The following is a 22414-nucleotide window of genomic DNA, read 5'->3' as shown; positions in this document are numbered from 1 at the left end:
AGCGTCGGCTCACATGAACGGAGCGGCACTCACCTTTGCCTTCTCCGCCGGGATGGTGGCCGCCATCAACCCGTGTGGGTTCGCCCTGTTGCCCGCCTACCTCTCCTATTACCTCGGCCTCGAATCCGCAACGGGCCCCGAATCCGCCGCCACCGGCACCGGCACCGATGCGCCGTCACGGAGCGGACCTCAGCCCGTCATTCGAGCACTCTCGGTCAGCGCCGCAATGACGGCAGGGTTCGTCCTGGTGTTCGGACTCATCGGGGTGGTGTGGACCTCGGTGTCCTCAGCGATCGGACACCGGTTGCCATGGGTCGTGGTCGGGGTCGGGGTCGCGCTCGTCGTCCTCGGGGTAGCGATGCTCTTCGGGTTCGTTCCGGTCGTTCGCATCCCGAAAATGTCCACCTCGTCGGGGTCACAATCGGCGTTGAGCGCCTTCATCTTCGGGGTCAGCTACGGCGTCGCCTCGTTGAGTTGTGCGATCGGCCCGTTCATCGCTGCGGTCACCACCACGTTTCGGCAACACAACCTCCTCGACGGGTTCATGACCCTGTTGATGTACGCACTCGGCATGGGAGTCATCATCGGTGTTCTCACGTTGGCGGTGACCTTCGCCAAAGTCGGAATCATCAACCGGCTGCGCTCACTGATCCCCCACATGACCCGTCTGAGCGGCGTGCTGTTGATCATCTCCGGGTTCGTCGCGATCTACTTCGGCTGGTACGAGGCTCGAATTCTCACCGGAGCCACGCCCGACAACAGCCTCGGGCGTCTGGTGACGTCTTGGCGTGACTGGGTTGCCGAGTTCATTCACAACACCGGCGAAGTACGAATCGGTGTCATCGTCGCCATCGTCGTCCTCGCTGCTTTGAGCATTTCGCTGGTGTTGCGCCACGCGACCCCACCCGAAACCGACGCGGGCGACTCGTCCCCCGCTTCGTGACGATTGATCGGCCCGCTTGGCGCCGGCGCGTGCCACGGGTTCAGACTGGATATTTGATGACACTCGAATTTCGTACCGCCATGCAAGCAGCGTTCCCCGGCTCGATTCCCGCAGCCGACTATCTCGACACCGTTCGGTCGTCGTTGGGGGCGGTCGGATTCGATCCGGAGACCACGTTGCCGCTCGTCAGCATCTGCCGCGACGAACTCACCACGAACTTTTTCGCCCGGGTCCAGGAGCAGTGGGGTCCGGCCTTCACCCTCGCCGGCCTCGGCGGAGTTCCGGCACTGGGCGCGACCGGGTGGGGGGCGGCGTTCGCTCATATTCCGTACACGAGCGGACGCGGAAGCCTGCTGGTGTTCGGACTTCCCCACATCGGCATCGAAGATGACGGCACCGTCGGCATGACCGTGCGCGAGGGGCAGGACTCCCCCACGTCCACCTGCGGCGCACTCACCGCGATCTACGACATGTCACAACGAGGCACCATCCCGAACGAGGTCGACCTCGACGACTTCGAAGCGACCAAGCTCGCCCTGCGCCTCGTCGTCGATGGCCACAAGCCCGACTCGCTCGTCGACCTGACCGTCGCCGCGCTCGACGCGACCGAAGTCGACCTCTGGGCAGCGATCGACGCACAGGAGATCTGGAAGGACCACAACGTCGCGGTCTGTTGCGGCGTGCAGATCCACGGCCACGGCGGCAAGGACTGGGTGTGGCCGCGAAGCATCTCCCTGACCGACGCCACCGGTGAGCGCCGTCAGATCGACGCCTTCACCCCGACCGCCTAACCGACCCCAAGGCTGTCGAGCACCTCTGCGGGCGAGGCAACCGTGCCGATGTAGAAGGTGCCGAACTCGCCGTACTGGGCCGAGGCCTCGTCATACCGCATCGTGTAGACGATCTCCTTGACGTCATCCACATGCACGCAAAACAGGGTGACACCCCACTCGTAGTCGTCGAGGCCGGTGGAGCCCGTGATGAGTTGGGTGACCCGTCCGGCGAAGCTTCGCCCGCTCTTGCCGTGCTCCATCATCAGCCGCATCCGCTCGTCGTAGTCGAGCGCATACCAGTTGGCTCCCACATTTCGACGCTTCGACATCGGATAGAAGCAAAAGACGTCCTTGCCGACGATCGGCAACTGTGGATACAGGCGCGCCTGCTTGGCTTCCTCGGGGACGTGGGTGGCGTACTCGGAGGTTTCGGTGACGGACTGGTAGCTGTCGACGAGATCGAACCCAGCCGCAGCCATCGCCGTTTGGAACGCTCGAATCCGCCACAAATCCCGGGAGAGCACGAGGGTGCACAGGTCGGACTTGTGTCCGAGCATCGACACGGTGACGACTTGGTCGTCGCCCGCTTCAAGCGTGGCGATGGCCTCGAGCGCGGCGTCGGCGTCCGCCAGCGGCGACGACATCCAGAACAGATGAGACACACACAGGCCGACCGAGGGAGTGGAAGGTTCCATAGGCCTTGAGCCTACGTGAGCGCCGCCGCCGGCTCGGTGCGCAGCGTGGGCTGGCCTGGGACGGGCCCCACCTTTAAGTCGAACATTTGTTTTGTTTTTCCTCGTTTTCGCTTGCTGATCGTACTGTTGTTCGATATTCTCGTACCATGTTCGAGCGCGACGGGGCCTCCCAACACAACCCAGATTCGATGAACCCAGATTCGATCCGCCCCGACGAGATCAGCGACCCTTCGGGCGGTTGGGGTCCGCTCGCCGACGCCGTCGGCTCCTGCGATGCACTCACCGCGCAAGCTGCCGACCTTGCCGCCGACGTGTTTGCCTCCCTGCGGATGATGGAGACCGTGAACAGCTCCTTGCCGACGGGATGTCGGGAGTCGATCGCTGCCAAACTTTCCGTCGCCGCTGCCCGGCTCGCCCACGCCGCCCAACGGCTCCACGTCGCCGCGGTCGGGGTCGCCGCATCCGAGCAGGTCCATCATCGCGACGGGGTCACCACCATCGCCTACTGGGTCGCGTTGCACCATGGCCTGACCCGCCGCGACGCTCAACGACTGCTCCGTGCCGGGCTCACCACCGAACGCTACGAGCAGGTACGCGCCTCGTTCGAAGCCGGCGACATCACACTCGGCCACGTCGACGCGATCTCATCGATCATCCCCGACAGGTATACGGGTGAGCGTCTCGACGCAGCCATCGACGCAGTTCGCGACATCGAACCGCTGCTGCTCGGCACCGCATCTCGATGCTCACTCAACCAGTTCGAACGCTTCTGTCGCTCCATCCGCGACCGACTCGACCAGGACGGCCCCAGCGACCCGAACGCGGAACCCTCGCGTATCTCGCTGTCGCGGACGTTCAACGGACGTTGGCACCTCAACGGCGACCTCACCGCCGACGACGGGGCGATCGTGGCAACGATCCTTCACGACCTCATCAACCGGCAGGCCCGCGACAACACCAACGACACGTCGCCCAACAGCACCCCGCCCAACGACACAACGCCCAGCGAAACCACTGCCGGGCCTGAGCACGCGACTGCGGCTGAGCCGGAGGCTGGTGCTGGCGACTCTGGAGCTGGCGAGGCCGGTGCTGGCGAGGCCGAACGCGGACCGACGATGCCCGAACGCAGGGCCTCGGCGTTTCGCGATGCGTTGATCGCCGCTGCCGGAATCACACGACCCGGGCGCGCCGGGGTCTACGTCCACATCGACTTGGACAAGCTCAACCGAGCCGATGAAGGTCTCGCGCGGCTGTTCAGCGAACGACACGGCGAACCCGATGTTTCCGGTCCCGCGCACACCGAAACCAACCTCGACATCACCGACGAGACCCTCTGGGCCCTGCTCGCCGACGCTGATGTCACGCCCACCTTCACCCGAAACGGCACACCACTTTCCTACGGGCAGACGCGTCGCCTCGCCCCCGACATCTTGCGGCGAGTTCTTTCATATCGCGACCGCGGGTGCAGGTTCCCCGGATGCGAACGCGACACGGTTGGCTGCGACGTGCACCACATCGTCCATTTCAACGATGAGGGCCCCACCGACCCCGCCAATCTCACCCATCTCTGCCGGTTCCACCACTCGCTTCACCACCGCGGCGGGGCGGTCATATCGGGCGCCCCGAACGAACGACACCGAGCCGTTAGCCCCGACGGAACGACCATCACCAACACCCCGCACTACCTATGACCTCACAGCGCCATGAGCTCACAGCGCCATGAGCTCGCGCCCGCAACTACCGGGCCGCTGGGTAGACCGTCGCCGTCGCACCCCTCGCAAAGCTGACCAACGTGAGGTTGGCTCGTTCGGCCACCTCCAACGCCAATGAGCTCGCGGCGCCCCCTGCGGCCAGGACCACGAAACCGCCGGCCCACGCCCGTCGTGCCAACTCGAAACCCAACCGCCCCGAAACCCACAGCCCGAGCGGCTCGCCCCCGGCGATGAGCGCAGGAAGCCTGCCGTCGAGCAGCAGCCGACCGACGACCTTGTCGACGGCGTTGCCGAGGTCGATGTCTTCGCGCACCACCAAAACCCGGCCGTCGCGAACACCAAACACCGCCGCCGAGTCGCTTCCATCCGTCTCGGCCAGCAGCGTGCGCTCCCGCTCGGCCCGGTGTTCAATGCGTTCGAGCAGCGCGATGTCGAACGGAGTCGCCACCAGCGGGTCGAGCCGCTCGCTCAGCGACTCGACCGCCCCCGAACCCGAGAGGCCACAACCGTTGGAGTTCTGCTCGGTCGCCGACTCGGTCGCCGGTTCCGGGGCCCACCCGCCGGTGGCCACGCTGACGACGTTGAACCCCGTCTGCACCGCCGAGCCAGTTCCGCAGTAGCGAACCGACTGCACCGCCGCCCCGCCGAGGAGGCCTTCGCCGTGACAGAACCCGACCGCCAATTCGAAGTCGTGGCCGGGGGTGCGCATCGTCGTGGAGACGGGGTGCCCGTCGAGACGGATCTCCATCGGCTCCTCGACGACCACCTGAACGGGCTGGCGCGTCGAGGCCCCGTCGTGGTGTCGCAGCGCCATCGTGCGCACGAAACGTCGTCGAGCCATATTCCCAGCGTACGTCGGTCGCATAACGCGACGGGTCCCCCACGGCACACGCCGTGAGGGACCCGTGAGCGAGGATCGCTGGTGGCTTAGAAGCCCATGCCGCCCATGTCGCCCATGCCACCGCCTGGCATGCTGAGCGCTGCTGGCTCGGGGATGTCGGTGATGACCGCCATCGTCGTGAGGAACAGCGCCGCGATCGAGGCGGCGTTCTGCAGGCCGGAACGGGTCACCTTCGCAGCATCGATGATGCCGGCATCCACCAGGTTGACGTACTCCCCGGTGGCCGCGTTGAGGCCCTCGGCCGGGTTCGACAGGTTGCGCACCGCGTTGACCACGACGCCGCCGTCGAGGCCGGCGTTCTCCGCGATCTGGGTGAGCGGGCCTTCGAGCGCCTTGGCGATGATGCGTGCACCGGTCGCCTCGTCGCCTTCGAGGGACTCGACGACCTTGTTCACGGCTTCCTGGGCACGAAGCAGGGTGACGCCGCCGCCGGCCACCACGCCCTCTTCGATCGCAGCCTTGGTGGTGGACACCGCGTCTTCGATGCGGTGCTTCTTCTCCTTGAGTTCCACCTCGGTCGCCGCGCCGACCTTGAGCACCGCGACACCGCCGCTGAGCTTGGCGAGGCGCTCCTGGAGCTTCTCGCGGTCATAGTCGGAATCGGTGTTGTCGATCTCACCCTTGATCTGAGCGACACGACCGGCGATCTCGTCGGAGTCGCCGGCGCCGGAGATGATGGTGGTCTCGTCCTTGGTGATGACGACTCGTTCGGCCTGGCCGAGCAGGGCGAGATCGGCGGTGTCGAGCTTGAGGCCCACCTCTTCGCTGATGACCTGGCCGCCGGTGAGGATCGCCATGTCGGCGAGCATGGCCTTACGGCGGTCGCCGAAGCCCGGCGCCTTGACGGCAACCGAATTGAAGGTGCCGCGGATCTTGTTGACCACGAGCGTGGCGAGGGCCTCGCCTTCGACGTCCTCGGCGATGATGAGCAACGGCTTGCCGGTCTGCATCACCTTTTCGAGGACGGGAACCAGGTCGCGGATCGCCGAGATCTTCGACGACACGAACAAGATGTAGGGCGACTCGAGCACCGCTTCCATGCGCTCTGCGTCGGTGACCATGTAGGGAGCGATGTAGCCCTTGTCGAAGCGCATGCCTTCGACGAAATCGAGGCCCATACCGAAGGTGTTGGATTCCTCGACGGTGATCACGCCGTCCTTGCCGACCTTGGTGATGGCTTCGGCGATGAGCGCGCCGATCTCGCTGTCGGCCGACGAGATGGAGGCGACCTGGGCGAACTGCTCCTCGGTCTCAACCTCGATAGACACCTCGACGATCTTTTCGACCGCAGCGGCCACGGCGGCCTCGATGCCCCGCTTGACCGACATCGGGTTGGCACCGGCGGCGAGGTTGCGGAGGCCTTCGCGCACCATCGACCAGGCGAGCACCGTCGCTGTCGTGGTGCCGTCGCCAGCGACGTCGTCGGTCTTCTTGGCGACTTCCTTGACGAGCGCGGCGCCCATGTTCTCGAGCGGGTCTTCCAGCTCGATTTCCTTGGCGATCGAAACGCCGTCGTTGGTGATCGTGGGGGCGCCCCACTTCTTGTCGAGCACGACGTTGCGACCCTTGGGGCCAAGCGTGACGCGCACGGCATCCGCGAGCGTGTTCATGCCGGCCTCGAGCTTGCGACGCGCCTCGTCGTCGAACGTGATCTGCTTTGCCATGTCTGCTCAATCCTTGTGGTGATGAGTCGGGAGTGGACGACCGGCGGGCGGATCGAGACCGTGGCCCCGAAATCAGCACTCGACCGGTACGAGTGCTGATTGTTTTAGCACTCGTACCGGTCGAGTGCTAACCACCCCTGCTCCACGCCCGCGCCTCACCCTCAGGATTGGCTCACGACCTCCCGACAACGGCCGATAGGACGACATGAACGACGTGGCCGACTCAACGTCCGACCGATCGTGGGCACGCCTGCTTCGAACACCGACCGGCATGGCGCTGATCGGAGCCGTCGTCCTGGCCGGTGCCAGCCATTTGATCTTCGGCGGGTGGCACTGGGTGCCGATCCCGCTCGCCGTCATCACCGTCGGCCTGTTGGCGGACTGCGTGAGCGGCGCTCGACCGAGCGTCAGCGTGCGCATGTCGGTCGTCACCGTCGCCTCGATCGTGGCCCTTCTCGCCGCGGTCACGATGACCACCGATGACCTGAGTGGCAAGCCGGGTACCGCCGACAGCACAGTCGACGTGGCCCTCGGTCCGGCCGCCACCACCACACCGGAGGCGGCGGTGGAAGCCGCAACCCTCGATCGCGACAGTTGGGAACGGCTCGTCGCGTGCGAATCGGCCCTCGAACAGATCCGCGTCGCGATCTCCTCGACCCCCGGATTCGTCGCGCCCGAGGCCGTCGCCGCAGCCGGCTCCGCAGCCGGCTCCGCAGCCGGCTCCGCAGCCGGCGCCAGCGAAGCGGAGGAGTACTCGGAGCTGCGACTGCGCAGCTGCGAGGTGCGGCTCAGCGCGATCGCCTCGTCACTGCAGCCCTAACACTGCAGCCTCAGCACTGCAGCCCTAACACTGCAGCCTCAGCAGCCGCCGGCGACCGCCGGGATGATCGACACCTCACCGCCGTCGGGCACCTCGGTGTTCACGCCGTCCATGAAACGCACGTCGTCGTCGGACACGAACACGTTGACGAACCGTGCGATGTTGCCGTCCTCGTCGAGGATGCGGGTGGCAAAGCCGGGGTGCGCCGCATCGAGGTTCGCGAGCACCTCGGCGACGGTGGAGCCGTCGACGCTCACCTTGTTCGCACCGCCGGTCAGGGTGCGCAGAGTGGTCGGGATGCGAACGGTAACGCTCATCGTGTGGAATCCTTCGGTGGTGGGCAGCCGTCGATCCTAAAGCGATCGCGGTGACCGTCCCAACCAACCGGGACCGGCCGACATTCCCGCCCTCAGGGCCGGAGCTGATCCGACGCGTCCCGGACCGATCGAATCGGTGGGCGCTCGGCCAGGTTCAGCAGCCGTCGTTCACCATCGGGGGTGACCAACGCCGGATCGTCGTCGGGCAACTCGACGCTGCGGCGCGACAGGAACGTCGCCATCACCTCGGTCGCCTGCAGGCGCAGGTCGAGCAGGTCGTGGTGACGGTGGCGACGCTCACCGAGATCCGCCTGCGCCAGCGCCCCCGGCCCAAAGGTGTCGGCGACATCGAGGATCATCGCGATCTCCACTCCCCACCCCTGCGCGAACGGGACGGCTTCGATCATCGAACGCCGCACCCCCACCTCGCCCGACAGCGGCTGGGCCAGCCAGGCGAGCTCGGAGGCGAGCAACGACATGAGCGGCCGAATGACCAACTCGGTCGTGCGCCCCCCGCCGCCCTCATCCTGGGGACGGTGATAGGTCGCCTTGACCAGCGCTACCTGGGGATCTTCCAACATCGGCTCGACGAGTCCGGCAACCCAGCTCAGGTCGACCGTGCGAACGTCCGCGTCGATCCACACCACCAGCTCGCCGGTGCTCGCCAGCATCGACGCCCACAACACGTTGCCCTTGCCGCGACCCGCCCCGTACCGATCGTGGATCTGCGAAATCGCCACCACGGTCGCACCCGCGGCCTCGGCGAGTCGCGCCGAGTCGTCGGTGGAGCCGTCGTCGATCACGATCAACTCGTCGATGAGGTCACGGGCGTTGTCCTCACGCAACAGCGCCCGGACGACCTCGCCGACCGAATCGGCCTCGTTGCGGCACGGCAGACACACCGACACCCTGGTCTCGCCCTTGCGCGAGATCACTCGGCGCACGACCTCGGCGCGGTCGTGCGAAAGCCGTTGTGGAGCCCCCGTCATCGGAGGGTCCCCGTTCGGCCCGCTGGTAGGGTCGCCGCCATGATGCTTTTCGGTGTCGTCAATTGCTCGTCCGACTCACTGAATACAGATTCGTACGTTCGTGACGAAGCGGAGGCACGTACTCGCATCGACACACTGCTTGTCGACGGCGCACAGGGCGTCGATATCGGCGGACAAGGCAGCACTGATCGTGCGATCCTAGCGGACTGGAAAACCGAGTGGACCCGCGTCGAGCCGGTGATCGCCGCGGCCCTCGAACGCACCAGCGACGTGTCGATCGACAGCTGGCGTCCCGAGGTCGTTCGACGGGCGCTCGAGGCCGGGGCCAACACCATCAACGCCGCCAACGGGATGCAGAACGACACCTTCTGGGAACTGGCGGCCACATTCGAAGCGGCGGTCGTCGTGCCGTTCATGAACGGTCCCAACCCGCTCGAGCTGCGACACGTCGACGGCGACCCGATCGACGCCATGATCGCCTACTTCACCGAACGCCTCGCGACCGCCGATCGTTTCGGGGTGCGCTCACGTTGCCTGCTGGACCCCGGCACGGGTTTCGGACCGCACGGGTGGGAGTGGGAAGACCGTTACCACTACCAGAAGCACGTGTATTCGAACCTCGAACGACTCCGGGTCTTCGACCTGCCGCTGTACATCCCATTGCCGTGGAAGCGCACGGCCCAACACGACGAGCTCCTCGAAATCGTGCTGGCCAGGAGGCCCGACTACGGCCGGGCGCACTATCCCGCGCACATCCGCAGCGTCGAGGCCTCCGTGGTCGGATCCGCCACACCGAACGCCTGAACCGACTCCATGCTCGGACCGCGCCAACACATCACCGACTCGCTCAACACCGAGTTCGCCGCGCTGCGCGAGGAGGTCGGGGTACGCGACGCGTTCCCTGCCGAGGTCCTCGAACTCGCCGCCACCAGAGCGCAGCGGCCGAGCGACTTTTTCGACTCCCACCTCGACCGCCGAGACCTCGAGTTCTCCTCGATCGACCCGCCCGGAGCCCGCGACCTCGACCAGGCATTCCACATCGCCTCCGACGGCGACGGGTTTCGGCTGCACTACGCGGTCGCGGACATGGGTTCGTGGGTCGACCTCGATGATGCAATCGATGTCGAAGCCCGCCAACGCGGCACGACCATCTACTCCCCCGACCGGCGGATCCCCCTCCACCCACCGACGCTCAGCGAGGGAGCGGCGAGTCTGCTCGAAGGAGTCGACCGGCCGGCGATCGTGTGGGATCTCCGCATCGACTCGGCGGGCATCACCACCGCCATCGACGTCGAGCGTTGCCTCGTGCGCAACCGGCGAGCGCTCACGTACGAACACGTGCAGCGCGAACTCGACTCGGGTTCCCCCGATGAGCAGTTCGTCCTCCTCCGTCGCCTCGGCGAGGCGCTGATCGACGCCGAACAAGCCCGCGGCGGAGTCAGCCTCGAACTCCCCGAACAGTCGGTCACCCTCGTCGACGGTCATTACGAACTGCGCTACGACGCCGCGCTCGACGTCGAGTCCTTCAACGCGCAGCTGTCTCTCGCCACCGGGCGGGCCGCGGCGCAACTCATGATCGACGCAGGGTTCGGCATCCTGCGAACCCTTCCCAGAGCAGACCCTTCGGTGTTCGACTCGCTGAGGCTCAGTGCCCGTTCGCTCGGCGCCGATTGGCCCGACTCGATGAGCTATCCCGAGTGGGTGCGCACCCTCAACCCCCGTACCGCCGAAGGCGCCGCCCTCATGAACCTGGCCGGACGGACGCTGCGCGGGTCGAGCTATCTCGCGTTCACCGATGGGCTGTCGAACCTCGACGGCGACCCATACGCCCACGAGCACGCGGCGATCGCCGCTCCGTACGCCCACGTGACCGCTCCACTGCGGCGTCTCGTCGATCGGTTCGCGAACGAGTGCGTGCTCGCCGCAGCCGCCGGCGAGGAGCCGTCGCCGCGACTGCGGGAGGCGATCGGCGAGATCCCCTCGACGATGGGGCGCACCATGCAGGTTGCGTCGCGGGTCACCAAGGCCTCGATCGATCTGGCGGAGGCGGCCGCGATGTTGCATCTGGTCGGCCACACCTTCGATGCGATGGTGATCTCCTCGGCCCGGGGCTCGGCCACGTTGCAGCTGCGGCACCCGGCGGTGATCGCCTCGGTCGACGCCGAGCTACCGATCGGCCACGACGTGCGCGTCCGGCTCGAAGCGGCCTCCCTCGATGGGCCGGTCATGCGTTTTCGCCCGGTCTGAGCTCAGCCGGCCGACACGTGCTCAACCGGCCGACACGTGCTCAGCCGGCCCACACCTCGGGACGCCGATCCGCCCAGGGCTGTGCGACCTCGAGTTCAGCGGCGACGCGCACGGCCAGATCGTCGCGCCCGAACGCAGCGATGAGTTGCGCACCGATCGGCAACCCGCTGCTCGACGGCGTCGCCGGCACCGACATCGCCGGTTGGCCGGTCATGTTGAACGGCATCGTGTTCGCCACGATCGGGGTCGCCCGGAAGATCCCGTTCAACGGGTTGTCCTCGGTCGCGCCGAACTGTCCGAGGGTCGGAGGCAACTCGGGAATCGTCGCGGTCAACAACAGGTCGAACCCCTCGGCCCACCACTGTTCGATCTCACCGCAGCGCTGGCGAAGTCGATGCATCGAGTTGGCGAAGTCGACCCCGCTGATCGCACGCCCCGCCTCGGCCAACGCCCACGTCGCCGGTTCGACCGTTTCGGGGGTGGCGGCCACGCCGGTGAGGGATTCCAGCTCGTCCACCGACTGCGCCGTCCAGACCGGAAACAACCCGAGGAAGTGCCCCGACAGCTCGGCGAAGAACGCTTCGTCGCCGATCTGGCGCGGCGCCGCCTCGGTGACATGGTGGCCCAACGATGCCAACACCTGGGCGGTGCGCTCGATCGAGGCCGCGACCTCGGGGTCGGTGGGGGTTCCGTCGGCGCTCTGGGTCGTGTAGCCGATTCGAAGCTGGCGGTGGGCGACGTTCAACTCGGCCACATAGGGCCGCTCGGGCTGCGGGGCTCCGTAGACCTCGCCGAGGCGCGGGGCGCTGACGGCATCGAGGATCGCTGCGGTGTCGCGCACCGAACGGGTGAGCACCAATCGGGCGACCAGACCTCCCCAGGCCTCGGTTTCGACCGGACCGAGGGGGATGCGACCACGCGTCGGTTTGAGTCCGACGAGGCCGCATTCGCTCGCCGGAATTCGAATCGAGCCGCCGCCATCGCCGGCGTGGCCCACCGCCACCATTCCCGAGGCCACGGCCGCCGCCGACCCGCCCGAGGACCCCCCGGTCGAGTGCGAACGATTCCACGGGTTCCGTGTCGGGCCGTAGGACTCTGGCTCGGTCGTCGGAACCAGGCCGAACTCCGGAGTGTTGGTCTTGGCGATGACGATGAACCCCGCCGCCTGCAGCCGTGCGAACAGTTCGCTCGTCGCGTTGGCCCGATAGCCGTGAAGCCGCAGGTGCTTGGTGCCGGCGTGATACGGCTCGTCGGCCAACGTGCCGTCGAGGTCCTTCAAGACGATCGGAACCCCCGCAAACGGAGCCGTCCGCGACATGTTCGCCGCCTCGCCCAGGGCACGTTCGAACCGCTCATGGATCACCGCGTTCAACGTCGGATTCACCGCTTCGACCGCCTCGATCGCAGCGGTGACCAGCTCCGTCGGCGACACCTCGCGGCGTTTCACGAGACGGGCCTGGTCGGTGGCATCGAGCGCGGCAAACGGGTTCATCGCGGCATCGTAGATCCACCGAGCCAGTCGATGACGGCGTCGGTGATCGCCGCGCCGGTCTCGGTCATCGCGCGCTGGCGCCCCACGGTCTCCACGAGGTCGATGACCTCGACATCGGGGGTGATGGCGCGGGCACGGACGAGCGCGTCGTCGAACACCTCCCCGGCGACGATCAACACCGGGACCCCGGCCTGGGCGGCCCACTGCAGGACGCCACCGACGACCTTGCCATCGAACGAGCCCTCGTCCACGAACCCTTCGCCGGTCACGATCAGGTCGGCGCCGACCAGCGCCTCGTCCAACGCGACCTCCTCGGCGACCACCTCGAATCCGCTCACGAGCGTCGCCCCCACCGCCGCCAGGCCGCCCGCCAGCCCGCCGGCCGCCCCGCTGCCGACCATGTCTCGAACATCGACGCCATACTCGTCGGCGTAGAGGCCGGCGAGGCGTTCCAGGCGCCGTTCGAGCAGCCGTACCTCGGCCGCGCTCGCGCCCTTTTGTGGAGCGAACCGCCTCGCCGCGTCGACGAAGGTGGTCCGCACGTCACACGCGACGGTGAGCTCGACCCCGCTGAGCCGACCGACCAGCAGTTCGCGGACCGCTCCGAAGCCGCCGTCGGTCGTCGCCGACCCGCCGACACACACCACGATGCGTGTCGCTCCCGCCTCGAGCGCGGCGGTGATGAGCTCTCCGACCCCGACGCTCGACGCGGCGACCGCATCGTTTCGGTCGGCCCCACCGACGAGCGCCAATCCGGCCGCCTGGGCCATCTCGATCCAGGCGGTGCGACCGTCGAGGCGCCACCGTGCCGCGACATCGTCTCCGAGCGGCCCCGACACCACCGTCACCCGGTTCGACCCGCCGAGCGCGTCGAGGGTGCCTTCACCACCGTCGGCCAACGGCTTGAGCACCGCCTCGTGACCGCAGGCGACCACGGCCGCCTCGATCGACGCCGCAACCTGCGCTGCGGTCGCTGTCGAGCGGAACTTGTCGGGGGCGATGACGACTCGCATGAGGTCGAACGGCTACCGGTCGACTCAGCCCGCGTCGCCGACGATCAGTTCGTCGCGGTCGCCGCGCCCCATGCGGCGGTGCCCGGATCGAAGTCGGGGCCGATCAACACGATCACCTGTGCTGCGGGGTCCGGGGTCTGAAGGGGTTGGGCGGCGGGCATCAGCGCCGTGCGGTCGGGGCCGAACCCCATCACACCAGCGACGGCAACCCCGTCGGCCTCCATGCCTTCGACGTAATAGATCACCGTGGTCGCCGTCGAGGTCCCGTCGACCGCTGACGCCGCATATCCCAAACCGTTGAAGCGCTCCGCCGTCGCTCCGGCTCGACCCTTCACACTCGAACCGTTGGCCACGACCAACTTGAGTGCTGCCGGCGGGGTGGTCGTCACGGTTTCGACCTCCGGCGTGCTCGTGGTCGTCGCGCCCTGCTGCACCTGGTCCGCCGCCGTGAGATCGTCATCGGAGGAATCCGAACCACCGCCCACGGTGAACAACAGCAAGGCCACCACCACTGCGACGACGACGAGGATCACCCCCAGCTGCGTGGAATTCTGTGGAGTCTGGTGCGCACGTGCCGGGCGGCGTCGCTGCTGAGTCGCCATTCGTACTCCTCGGGGAATCGGCGTCGGACGCAACGGTCAACTGCGTCAAACCCTAGCCGCCGCGGCCCCGTCGACCGGGTCAGTTCGTCGGCCCCAGCGCGATCTCCGCTCCCGCGCTGTCGATCGCAGTGACCGTGCGTCGGTCGCCAGGGGCCCCCGCCAGCGACAACACCGCCAGAACCTCGAAGGCGATCGACGCCGCCTCGGCACCCGGCAGGAACCGGGTGCTCGCGCCGTCGCAGTCTTCGTCGATCAGCCAGTCGCGGGCGACCAGCGCCTTGGTCACGTTGTTGGCCCGCGAGGTGGTCAGATCGACAAAGCGCACCCGCAGATTCACGTTACCAGTCGGGCTGCAGTTGACCACGACGCGGTGCCAGCCCTGCGGAGCGGACACTTCTGCGGTGGTGCTGACCTCGTGTTGGAGTGCGTGGGCGCGGACCGCGACGATGATGTCGGCGGCGATTCCCATCGCGTCGAAGTCGGTCAGGTCGAGGGTTGCGGCGTCGGACGACATGGTTGCAGCCTGACACAGCCGCGACCGAGCGATGGCGACATTCCGGGTCGTTGCGCTCCGGTTTGGCTTCACTGTCAGTGGAGACAATTAGGGTGTCTCCCATGTCATTTAATGCAGACACCGCCGGCGGGCCTCGAGACGGGCTCGTCTGTTATTACGGAGAACCCGAGTGGACCAATGCCAGGTTCACCCTCGTCGATGTCATGGACAATCTCGGCGGAACAGGAGCGTTGGTCATCGCGCGCCAGCAGAACGGATCGGTCGAGACCCGACGCGTCGATTTCGAGGACATCACCGGTCTCGACGAGCTCACCGACGGTATGGATTCTGAGTCCCTCGCCGGGTACCAACGTCTCGAGCTCAGCGTCAACCGCTCGATCTACTGCCAGATCATCTGGCCGCAAGCGTCGACGGAGCGGTTGCTCGCCTCGCTGACCCACTCGAATCGACAGTCACAGACCGTCTGATCCGGAGGCCGGTTCGTCGGCGATCTCCACGAGCGGCTTCGCGGTCGATCGCCGGCTGCGACCCCGCGCGGCTCGGGAAATGATGCGTTCGGCGTCGTCGTCGGGCTGTCCCGTCGCGATTCCCACCGTGACCTCACAGGTCGAGATCCCGGTGCTCAACGAGTGCGGCCCGCACATGGCCGCGGCAATCCGATCAGCGACCTCGACCACGACGTCGCTGTGGGCAACCGGATCCAGGAGGACAGCGAACTCGGCGCCGCCGAGCCGCGACGCACAGTCACCCGCGCGAATCGAGCGGTGAAGCACCTTCGCGCAGCAGCGCAACAGCTGGTCGCCCGCATCGCGTCCCAGCTGATCGGCGAGCTGTTGGAACCCTACGATTTCAAAGCTGATCACCGCGATCTGCGACCCGGTTCGCCGAAAGCGTGCGATGGCCGGGGTCACCCGTTCCGCCAGCAGGTGGCGGTTCGGCAACTCGGTGAGCGCGTCGTGGGTCGCCTGAAAGCTCACCAGTTGCGAGAGTTGGTAGCGATCGGTGATGTCGTGCATCGTGAGCACCGTTCCACCGACGGCCGGGTCGTTCGCGTAGCTGGCAGCGACACATTCCATGCGGCGAATCGTGCCGTTGCCCGCGAGCACTCGCACCACGAACGGATCGCCGATCGCGTTGCGGTCGACGACATCGCGGATTTGGGCTCGGGCGAACTCCCGGTCCTGCGCGTGCACGATGCTCAACGCCCCACCCGGAGCCGTGAACGGCTCGGGATGCCCGAGCATTCGGCCCAGCGACGGGCTCTGCGAGGCAACCTTGCCGTCGGGAGCGATGACGATGACCACGTCCGCGCTGTGTTGGGTCATCACGGCCTGTCGACGCACCAGCGCTTCGAGCGCACTCGCCTCGACCGCGCTCGCGACCACCGATTCCGCCGCTGCGACCGGTTCGCGAACGGGTTCGCCCGGCGCAACGACATCGAGATGCGGATCGAGCGCCGGGTTCAGCCCGTGGTTCGGCCCTGTCGTTGCGGCGAGTTGTCGTTCGCCAGACCAAGCCGCCACCGTCGTTTCGAAATGCGCCTCGACAACCCCGGCGAGATCGCAGAGCGCGATTCGATCGTCGGTGTCGAAGTCGCGGGGGTCGGGGGCGGCGACGGTGACCGCCCCGACGATGCGACCGTCGATTCGCAACAGGCGAGTGGCGAACGAACGGATCGACAACGCGGCGTCGATGAGCCCCGGACGCTGCGCACCCTGAGCGACGCTGGCCTCGGCCGCCTCGACGACCAGCTGTTCGCCTCCCGAACGGACCAACGCGGCGCAGGGAGAACGGTCGAGTTCAAGTTCGCGAACCGAGGTTCCGACGGTCGCCACACACAGCGTTCGGTCCGAGTCGAGCAACTCGACGATCACGACGGGAACCCCCAGGGCGACCGCGGCAAGGCGTGTCAGGCGTTCCATCGTTGGATCGGTCGGGCCGCCCACCGCCTGGAGCTGCCGAACGACTCGCAGCCGTTCGAACTCGTCATCAGAAGTCTGCGCTGTGCTCACATCTCCTTATCGACCGAATCCGAGCCTTTCTGAGCGATCTCCCCGCACCCGCGAATCTCCCCTGCGGTCCACGGGTGGAGGGGCCCTCACCGTCGAGTCAGTAGTTGACCGCGATGCTCAGGCGCTCGCCCACCGCATGAACGTGAGCCGTGTGCACGCCGTCGATAAAGCGATGTACAAGAATCGCCGCCGGCTCATCGGACACCGTCAACGGAGTGGCCGGGTCGAGATCCATAGCGATCGAAAAGGCGGGGCTCGGGCAACTCAGCAACAGCGAGCCGCGCCAGCCGGTCGCCGAGGCACGGTGTACGTGACCGACGAGCACCGTGTCCACGGCGTGGTCATCGACGAGGTCGCCGAGGCGCCCTGCCGAGGCATCGTCGAGCCTCATGGCGTCCATCGCCGCAAGACCGAGCGCGACCGGCGGATGATGCACCACCACGACCGCCATGCGGTCACCGCGCCCGGCCAACGCGACGGCGGTCGCCTCGAGATCGCGCGGGTCGAGCACACCTGAGGGTTCGCCTTCGCAGACCGAGTTGAGCCCGATGATCCTCACCCCGTCGAGGTCGACCACACCGCTACATGGCCCCCATCCGCCGTCATCCTGGGAGAAGCAGTGGTTGACGAGCACCTCCGCGGCGACCTCCGGCACGTCGTGATTGCCCGGGATGGCCAGCCATGGTCGATGGAGCTCGTCGAGAATCTCGATGAGATGGTCATAGGACTCGGCCGCACCGTCGTTTGCCAGGTCGCCGCTCACGATGACCAGGTCGGGCTGGGGGTTCAATGCGTTGACCGTCGAAACCGCTCGCCGCAACGCGGTGGCGGAATCGACGATGCCGTAGAGGAGTTCGCCACGTCGACAGATGTGCGGGTCGGAGATCTGCGCTACGAGCGTCATCGGACCCAGAGTACGCCGTGGCGATCGATCGATTCCGAGTCGGGAAGAACTGCGGGCGCGGATACACTTCCCCCCGGCACCGACCCACCCGCGGCGCCACCCGTTAGCCCGAATAGCTCAGCTGGCCAGAGCAGCTGTCTTGTAAACAGCAGGTCCTCGGTTCGAATCCGAGTTCGGGCTCCTGGTCACCCCTGACCATCGCCATATTTCTCGGGGTTTTGGCCGCATGGTCAGACTCGTGTTCAGACGGTCCCGTCACCGTGTCCCACGGAATCTCACCGACGTCTCACGGATCGGTGAGACACGGAGGACGCGGGATGCGAGGCAGCAAACGAAAAGGCCGACGGCCCGGCACATGGGAACTCCGCGTCGACGCCGGGCGCGACCCGTTGACCGGCAGCCGTCAACAGAAGTCCGTCATGTTCGAGGGCACCTCACGCGAGGCCGACCTCGCGCTGGCGGAACTGATTACAAAGGCCAGCCGGGGCGGCGTGTCAGTCCGGACCCGCACCGTCGCCGACGCTGTCGAAGCCGGGCTACAACAGGCCGAGTTCGAAGGGCTCGAGCCGACCACCGTGCGCAACTACCGGACCGCAGCGAACAACCACGTCCTCCCCGCCCTCGGATCGAAACGCTTGTCGCATCTCACCGCCGAGCACCTCGACCGCTTCTACGGCGCCCTGGTAGAGGCCGGGTACTCCCGCTCCACCGTCCGTGGCTGTCACATCCTCGTGTGCCGTGTCCTTGACCAGGCGCAGCGGTGGGGATGGGTGGCGGTCAACGTCGGACGGGACGCCCGGCCGCGACGTCAAACAGGGCCAAACCCGAAACCGGTCCCGGTCGACGTGATGCTCACGATGCTCGACGCTGCTGCCGGGACGAACCCGACGCTGGCGATGCTGATCGCGCTGGCCGCCGACACCGGCGCCCGGCGGGGTGAGCTGTGTGCGTTGCGGTGGCGGCACGTCGACTTCGACGCGAGAACGCTCCGGATCGAGGCGGCGATCGGCGAGACGAACGTCGTCTACGAGAAGGACACCAAGAACCACCAGCACCGAACCGTCACGCTCTCGGAGTTCGCCGTCGAGTGGCTGCACGAGCACTGGACCCGCCACGCCAAAGCGTGCGCACTCTGCGGCACCGAGCTGGCCGACGACGCGTACGTCCTCGCCCCCGAAACCGGTGGTCTCACGCCGTGGCATCCATCGAACGCCACCCGAGCGTTTGGCCGGCTGCGCGACCGATTGGAGCTACCGACGTGGGTACACCTCCATGGGCTCCGCCACCTCCAGGTCACCCAGCTCCTCGACGCCGGCATCCCGCTGCGTAGCGTCTCCGGTCGAGTCGGTCACCTGAACATGTCGACCACGGGCAACATCTATGCCCACTGGATCCAAGAATCCGACACCCGCTCCGCCCAAGTAGTCGAAGACCGAATCTGGCGACGGTCGGCCGATGGTCAGGGGTGACCATCAGCTCGCGTAAGCGGCGCTTGTAACCTCAAGCGCGTGACCCTGGATCCGCGCTATGACATCATCGGACACGGCTACTCGACCACCCGTCGCGAGGACCCTCGACTGCGTGAGCGCATCGACATCGCCCTCGGCGACAGCCGGACGCTCGTGAATGTCGGCGCGGGGACAGGTTCGTACGAGCCACGCGACCGCCATGTGATCGCAATTGAGCCCAGCGACGTCATGGCAGATCAACGATCAGCCGACCTCGCGCCAGCATTGCGGGGAACCGCAGCCACGCTTCCCCTGCGAGACCTCAGCGTTGATGCAGCGATGGCTGTCCTGACGATTCACCACTGGGATGATCAACAAGAGCGCGGCGTTTGCGAACTCCGCCGCGTTGCCCGTGGCCCGGTCGTCATCGTGACCTACGACCCGGATGTTTGTGCCCAGATGTGGCTGTACCGCGATTACCTCGCCGAAGCCGCAGCACTCGACCGAGCAACATTTCCGCCAATCGACGTGCTCACGAGCTGGCTCGGTGGTTCCGTCTGCGTCGAACCGATCCTCAACTCCCGAGACACGCCCGACTGGACCCTCGGTTCGTTCTGGGCTCACCCTGAACGTGTCCTCGACGGGCGAGCGCGCAGGGCAACATCCGCATTCGCACGTATGGAACCAGCGGTAGTGAACCGTGTCGTTTCTGCTGTCGAGACAGATCTCCGGGACGGAGCGTGGGATCGACGCAACGGCGAGCTTCGCGATCTTGCGGACTACGACGTCGGGATGCGGCTGATCGTCGCAGAGCGCTGACCAGACGCCGGGTCACACCTCGACCACGGGAGCGCGCTGCGCTCGGGTTCGACCCTTATCCGATGAGCTTCGGACGAGTGCCCGCGAATCTTCGACCCACACCCGTGACGCCGGAGCCGGGCTTTCGCCAACCGGGCGAACGTTGCCGGATGCCTCACGAGTTGTGTTCCTCAAGTGCGGTCGGTTCTCCGACCAAGTCGACGGCGACCACAGCTGAACGACCGTGCGACCAACATGTAGCTGTGGTGGCGCCAGGCGGCCACCATCTCCCAGCTCGTTGCGCTTGCGCAACAAGCCAGTCTGTGCCGTCTCCTGACCACCGTGATCACGCCGAGATCGAGCGAGCAACAACGTGCGTCGCCTTCGGGCGCGACGCAGGGCACAATGGAGCGATGACGAAAGGCGAGCAACTCCTTGCGGACATGCGCCGAGCGCGACGCAGCGGCGACCCTCGCCTCGACGACGCCGACCGAGCGATCCTCCGCCGACTCACCTCCGGCGACCTGGCCGATGAGTTCGCCGAGGCGCTCGCTCAGGACCTGGCCGACGACGATCTCCTCGGCGGCACCTCGCCGGACGACAAGTAGCGGTCTTCAAGCCCGTTGATCGTCGTCGACGAATACCTCGCGATCCGCTCACTCGTCGGCGACACGCCGAGCGACCTTCCCGACGACGTCCTCGCCATCACCACCTCGGTCCACTGGCGAATCCTGCAACGCCTCCACTTACCCCGCGGCGGCCAGCTCTCCCAAGCCATGGCGGCGCTCTCCGAGCCCGGCCGTGCGGCCTTCCGCCGACCAGCACCGGAGATCCTCGAGATCCTCGACCCACGACCGCTCCTCGACCAGGCCGCCGAGATCTCAGCGGCCTACGGCGGGACTGGGCTGCTGATCGCCGAGATGCTTACGGCGAGTCTCCACCACGGCCGGACGCTCTGGTACGGCAGCGAACGCAACGTCGGGCGACGAACCCGCGACATCGCCCGGGATCTCGGGATCACCGTCAACGTCGTCACGTAGCGGCCATTCGGTTCGCGCTCTGTCTAGGATCTCGACGTGGCCTCGCCTTCCATTCCCGTCGACCGTGCGAAGGTCGAGGACACACTCCTGACCGAGTTCGACTGGGCGACGGCCGACGGCGCCCACGAGCGATTCAAGCAGCTCCTAAACGAGATGCCCCGTGCGAAAGCGCGATTCGCCGAGGTGCTCGCCGAGCTCAACGACGGCCGCTGAGGCGTGACCCGCCTGCCGGGCCGACGGCCGGGCGGGTACCGTCGAGCCAGTGAGCGATCTGCCCTTCATCGGTGTCGAAGAGCTCGAACGCAATTCGCCTGACGAGAGGCGGGATTCTCTGGGCGATCGTGTCGTCACCGACCTCGACGATCTCCCCGGCGACTTCCGTCACCGCGTCATCGCAACTGCTGAGTCGCTCTGACGCCGGCCGGCGACGTCGGCCTGGACCGCGCCGCGCAGTCTCGAATCGGTGGTCATTCGACGTGGTCAGGAAGTGGCACAGACTGGCTTGTTCCGCAAGCGGAACAAGCTGACGCTTCACGGCGACAGGTACTCGACGGTCTGGACCGCGCCCCGGACAGCTACTTCACCCCACTCCCCCTCAAGGTGGTCCACGTCACCCTCGCTGAACCAGACATCGATCCCACCGAAGTCCCGTTCACCATCGGCGCCGATGGCCGGCCGATCGAGATGCGGGCCCTCGTTCCACCACACCTCGCCCCGTAGGCACCAACGGAGATGCGCGTATGCCCCGTTCTCACCGGGCCGAGGTGGCTCGTAGAACCTCTCGTGGGCGGTCTCGAGAGCGGCATCCAACTCGAAGGCGACATAGGACTCATCGGACTCGATGCTGAGAACGAAGCTGTCGACCAGGCTCACATGCTCGAGTTCCATCACGCCAAGCCTTGCACGCCGTCCGAGCACACGAGTCGCCCCCTCGCTCACCCAAGTGCGCTGATGCACCTACCGCTCTCTGATCTGCACCGCTCCGGTCACGTAGAAGCCGCCCTCAGCGATCTGGGTGATGAACTCCAGCTGTGGGCCCGCCGACTCGGCGGTCCAAATGTGGGCGGCGTCGTACCCGTACCGGAGCTGACTGTTCCAGAGTTCATCGACACCGCTCACGACCTCCTCGATCGTGGCCGTCGCTGCCGGCGAACAGCTCGCCACTATCAAGCGCTCGGCGTGGGGCTGTGTCCTCGCCTCGACGCTGTCCTCGTCGATCGCATCGAGTTGACCGAGCAAGATGAACACGTCCATCTCCATGCCGACGAGGTTGTCGCCGCTGCTGGGGAAGCCCGACTGCATCATTCGCTGGCGCGCCAGACGGAAGTCATCCACGAGGGAGACCGTAGGGGCAGCGTCTCACCATTTGTCTCACCAACGTGGCGGACACCCCCGGATAAGGGCGGTATTGTACGTGAGACGTTGGTGCGAGACCCGTGACGGGACGGACGCTGGCGGCACTTGATGGACATTCGAATCGCGGCTTGTAAACAGCAGGTCCTCGGTTCGAATCCGAGTTCGGGCTCCACA

At 66.7% G+C, this 22414-nt stretch carries 26 protein-coding genes and 1 tRNA gene; 14 read left to right on the top strand and 13 right to left on the bottom strand.

The window, feature by feature from the left end; translation table 11 throughout:
- Window positions 1-13 precede the first annotated feature (13 nt).
- Together M9952_04155 and M9952_04150 are read left to right on the top strand one after the other, a co-directional pair.
- Window positions 14-943 carry a hypothetical protein gene (locus M9952_04155; GenBank protein ID MCO5312115.1) on the top strand — a complete coding sequence of 310 codons (930 nt, stop codon included), beginning with the start codon at window positions 14-16 and terminating at the stop codon, window positions 941-943.
- A 56-nt stretch (window positions 944-999) separates the two neighbouring features.
- Window positions 1000-1734 carry a hypothetical protein gene (locus M9952_04150; GenBank protein ID MCO5312114.1) on the top strand — a complete coding sequence of 245 codons (735 nt, stop codon included), beginning with the start codon at window positions 1000-1002 and terminating at the stop codon, window positions 1732-1734.
- On the opposite strand, the gene M9952_04145 is transcribed toward M9952_04150, so the two are convergent.
- Window positions 1731-2411, bottom strand: coding sequence for a chlorite dismutase family protein (locus tag M9952_04145; protein MCO5312113.1), 681 nt, complete (start codon window positions 2409-2411; stop codon window positions 1731-1733). The two genes, M9952_04150 and M9952_04145, sit on opposite strands and share 4 nt — an antisense overlap.
- 146 nt (window positions 2412-2557) lie before the next feature.
- On the opposite strand from M9952_04145, the gene M9952_04140 reads away from it, so the two are divergent.
- On the top strand, window positions 2558-4102 hold the full coding sequence (locus M9952_04140) for an HNH endonuclease (protein MCO5312112.1): 1545 nt from the start codon (window positions 2558-2560) through the stop codon (window positions 4100-4102).
- Window positions 4103-4148: 46 nt separating this feature from the next.
- Here the strand turns inward: M9952_04140 and M9952_04135 are convergent, their stop codons facing one another.
- Window positions 4149-4964 carry a formate dehydrogenase accessory sulfurtransferase FdhD gene (locus M9952_04135; protein MCO5312111.1) on the bottom strand — a complete coding sequence of 272 codons (816 nt, stop codon included), beginning with the start codon at window positions 4962-4964 and terminating at the stop codon, window positions 4149-4151.
- A gap of 86 nt (window positions 4965-5050) precedes the next feature.
- Window positions 5051-6688, bottom strand: coding sequence for a chaperonin GroEL (gene groL / locus M9952_04130; GenBank protein ID MCO5312110.1), 1638 nt, complete (start codon window positions 6686-6688; stop codon window positions 5051-5053).
- A gap of 214 nt (window positions 6689-6902) precedes the next feature.
- Here groL and M9952_04125 point away from each other — a divergent pair, with 214 nt between their 5' ends.
- Window positions 6903-7508: a hypothetical protein gene (locus M9952_04125; protein ID MCO5312109.1), complete on the top strand. Its 606-nt coding sequence runs from the start codon at window positions 6903-6905 to the stop codon at window positions 7506-7508.
- A 38-nt stretch (window positions 7509-7546) separates the two neighbouring features.
- Here M9952_04125 and M9952_04120 read toward each other — a convergent pair whose 3' ends face one another.
- Window positions 7547-7825, bottom strand: coding sequence for a MoaD/ThiS family protein (locus M9952_04120; protein ID MCO5312108.1), 279 nt, complete (start codon window positions 7823-7825; stop codon window positions 7547-7549).
- Between the two features lie 92 nt (window positions 7826-7917).
- Window positions 7918-8814, bottom strand: a complete 897-nt coding sequence (locus M9952_04115) for a glucosyl-3-phosphoglycerate synthase (GenBank protein ID MCO5312107.1) — start codon at window positions 8812-8814, stop codon at window positions 7918-7920.
- A gap of 39 nt (window positions 8815-8853) precedes the next feature.
- On the opposite strand from M9952_04115, the gene M9952_04110 reads away from it, so the two are divergent.
- Window positions 8854-9618 (top strand): dihydropteroate synthase, encoded by a 765-nt coding sequence (locus M9952_04110; protein ID MCO5312106.1) that lies wholly within the window; start codon window positions 8854-8856, stop codon window positions 9616-9618.
- A 9-nt stretch (window positions 9619-9627) separates the two neighbouring features.
- On the top strand, window positions 9628-11061 hold the full coding sequence (locus M9952_04105) for an RNB domain-containing ribonuclease (GenBank protein MCO5312105.1): 1434 nt from the start codon (window positions 9628-9630) through the stop codon (window positions 11059-11061).
- A 40-nt stretch (window positions 11062-11101) separates the two neighbouring features.
- Here the strand turns inward: M9952_04105 and M9952_04100 are convergent, their stop codons facing one another.
- From M9952_04100 to M9952_04085, 4 genes are all read right to left on the bottom strand, one after another.
- On the bottom strand, window positions 11102-12553 hold the full coding sequence (locus tag M9952_04100; protein MCO5312104.1) for an amidase: 1452 nt from the start codon (window positions 12551-12553) through the stop codon (window positions 11102-11104).
- Window positions 12550-13566 carry a glycerate kinase gene (locus tag M9952_04095; GenBank protein ID MCO5312103.1) on the bottom strand — a complete coding sequence of 339 codons (1017 nt, stop codon included), beginning with the start codon at window positions 13564-13566 and terminating at the stop codon, window positions 12550-12552. Before M9952_04095 ends, M9952_04100 begins: the two co-directional genes overlap by 4 nt.
- Window positions 13567-13610: 44 nt before the next feature.
- The gene (locus M9952_04090; protein MCO5312102.1) at window positions 13611-14168 is read right to left on the bottom strand and encodes a LytR C-terminal domain-containing protein; all 558 of its coding nucleotides are present in this window, start codon (window positions 14166-14168) and stop codon (window positions 13611-13613) included.
- Window positions 14169-14247: 79 nt separating this feature from the next.
- The gene (locus M9952_04085) at window positions 14248-14682 is read right to left on the bottom strand and encodes a hypothetical protein (protein ID MCO5312101.1); all 435 of its coding nucleotides are present in this window, start codon (window positions 14680-14682) and stop codon (window positions 14248-14250) included.
- Window positions 14683-14783: 101 nt separating this feature from the next.
- Between M9952_04085 and M9952_04080 the strand changes: the two genes are divergently transcribed.
- Complete coding sequence (locus tag M9952_04080; GenBank protein MCO5312100.1) at window positions 14784-15149, top strand: hypothetical protein; 366 nt, start codon at window positions 14784-14786, stop codon at window positions 15147-15149.
- Here the strand turns inward: M9952_04080 and M9952_04075 are convergent.
- Together M9952_04075 and M9952_04070 are read right to left on the bottom strand one after the other, a co-directional pair.
- Window positions 15135-16694, bottom strand: coding sequence for a diguanylate cyclase (locus M9952_04075; GenBank protein ID MCO5312099.1), 1560 nt, complete (start codon window positions 16692-16694; stop codon window positions 15135-15137). The two genes, M9952_04080 and M9952_04075, sit on opposite strands and share 15 nt — an antisense overlap.
- 97 nt (window positions 16695-16791) lie before the next feature.
- On the bottom strand, window positions 16792-17598 hold the full coding sequence (locus tag M9952_04070) for a metallophosphoesterase (GenBank protein ID MCO5312098.1): 807 nt from the start codon (window positions 17596-17598) through the stop codon (window positions 16792-16794).
- 106 nt (window positions 17599-17704) lie between these two features.
- Between M9952_04070 and M9952_04065 the strand changes: the two genes are divergently transcribed.
- The 7 genes from M9952_04065 to M9952_04035 all read left to right on the top strand — a co-directional run bounded on the left by M9952_04065 (window position 17705) and on the right by M9952_04035 (window position 21299).
- A tRNA-Thr gene (locus tag M9952_04065) sits at window positions 17705-17778 on the top strand.
- A 137-nt stretch (window positions 17779-17915) separates the two neighbouring features.
- Window positions 17916-19067 carry a site-specific integrase gene (locus M9952_04060; GenBank protein ID MCO5312097.1) on the top strand — a complete coding sequence of 384 codons (1152 nt, stop codon included), beginning with the start codon at window positions 17916-17918 and terminating at the stop codon, window positions 19065-19067.
- Window positions 19068-19106: 39 nt separating this feature from the next.
- Window positions 19107-19865 carry a class I SAM-dependent methyltransferase gene (locus M9952_04055; protein MCO5312096.1) on the top strand — a complete coding sequence of 253 codons (759 nt, stop codon included), beginning with the start codon at window positions 19107-19109 and terminating at the stop codon, window positions 19863-19865.
- A gap of 392 nt (window positions 19866-20257) precedes the next feature.
- Window positions 20258-20452 carry a hypothetical protein gene (locus tag M9952_04050; GenBank protein ID MCO5312095.1) on the top strand — a complete coding sequence of 65 codons (195 nt, stop codon included), beginning with the start codon at window positions 20258-20260 and terminating at the stop codon, window positions 20450-20452.
- A 15-nt stretch (window positions 20453-20467) separates the two neighbouring features.
- Window positions 20468-20884 (top strand): hypothetical protein, encoded by a 417-nt coding sequence (locus M9952_04045; protein ID MCO5312094.1) that lies wholly within the window; start codon window positions 20468-20470, stop codon window positions 20882-20884.
- 36 nt (window positions 20885-20920) lie between these two features.
- A complete protein-coding gene (locus M9952_04040; GenBank protein MCO5312093.1) occupies window positions 20921-21097 on the top strand; it encodes a hypothetical protein in 177 nt (58 codons plus the stop codon).
- A 49-nt stretch (window positions 21098-21146) separates the two neighbouring features.
- Window positions 21147-21299, top strand: coding sequence for a hypothetical protein (locus tag M9952_04035; GenBank protein MCO5312092.1), 153 nt, complete (start codon window positions 21147-21149; stop codon window positions 21297-21299).
- A 116-nt stretch (window positions 21300-21415) separates the two neighbouring features.
- Here the strand turns inward: M9952_04035 and M9952_04030 are convergent, their stop codons facing one another.
- Together M9952_04030 and M9952_04025 are read right to left on the bottom strand one after the other, a co-directional pair.
- Entirely contained in the window at window positions 21416-21772 is a 357-nt protein-coding gene (locus M9952_04030) for a hypothetical protein (protein MCO5312091.1), read from the bottom strand.
- Between the two features lie 69 nt (window positions 21773-21841).
- Window positions 21842-22219 carry a hypothetical protein gene (locus M9952_04025; GenBank protein MCO5312090.1) on the bottom strand — a complete coding sequence of 126 codons (378 nt, stop codon included), beginning with the start codon at window positions 22217-22219 and terminating at the stop codon, window positions 21842-21844.
- Window positions 22220-22414 lie beyond the last annotated feature (195 nt).

Source organism: Microthrixaceae bacterium (genome assembly GCA_023957975.1).
Taxonomy (GTDB): Bacteria; Actinomycetota; Acidimicrobiia; order Acidimicrobiales; family Microtrichaceae; genus JAMLGM01.
The sequence above is the reverse complement of the archived record's forward strand: the minus strand, read 5'-3'. Positions and strand labels throughout refer to the sequence as shown.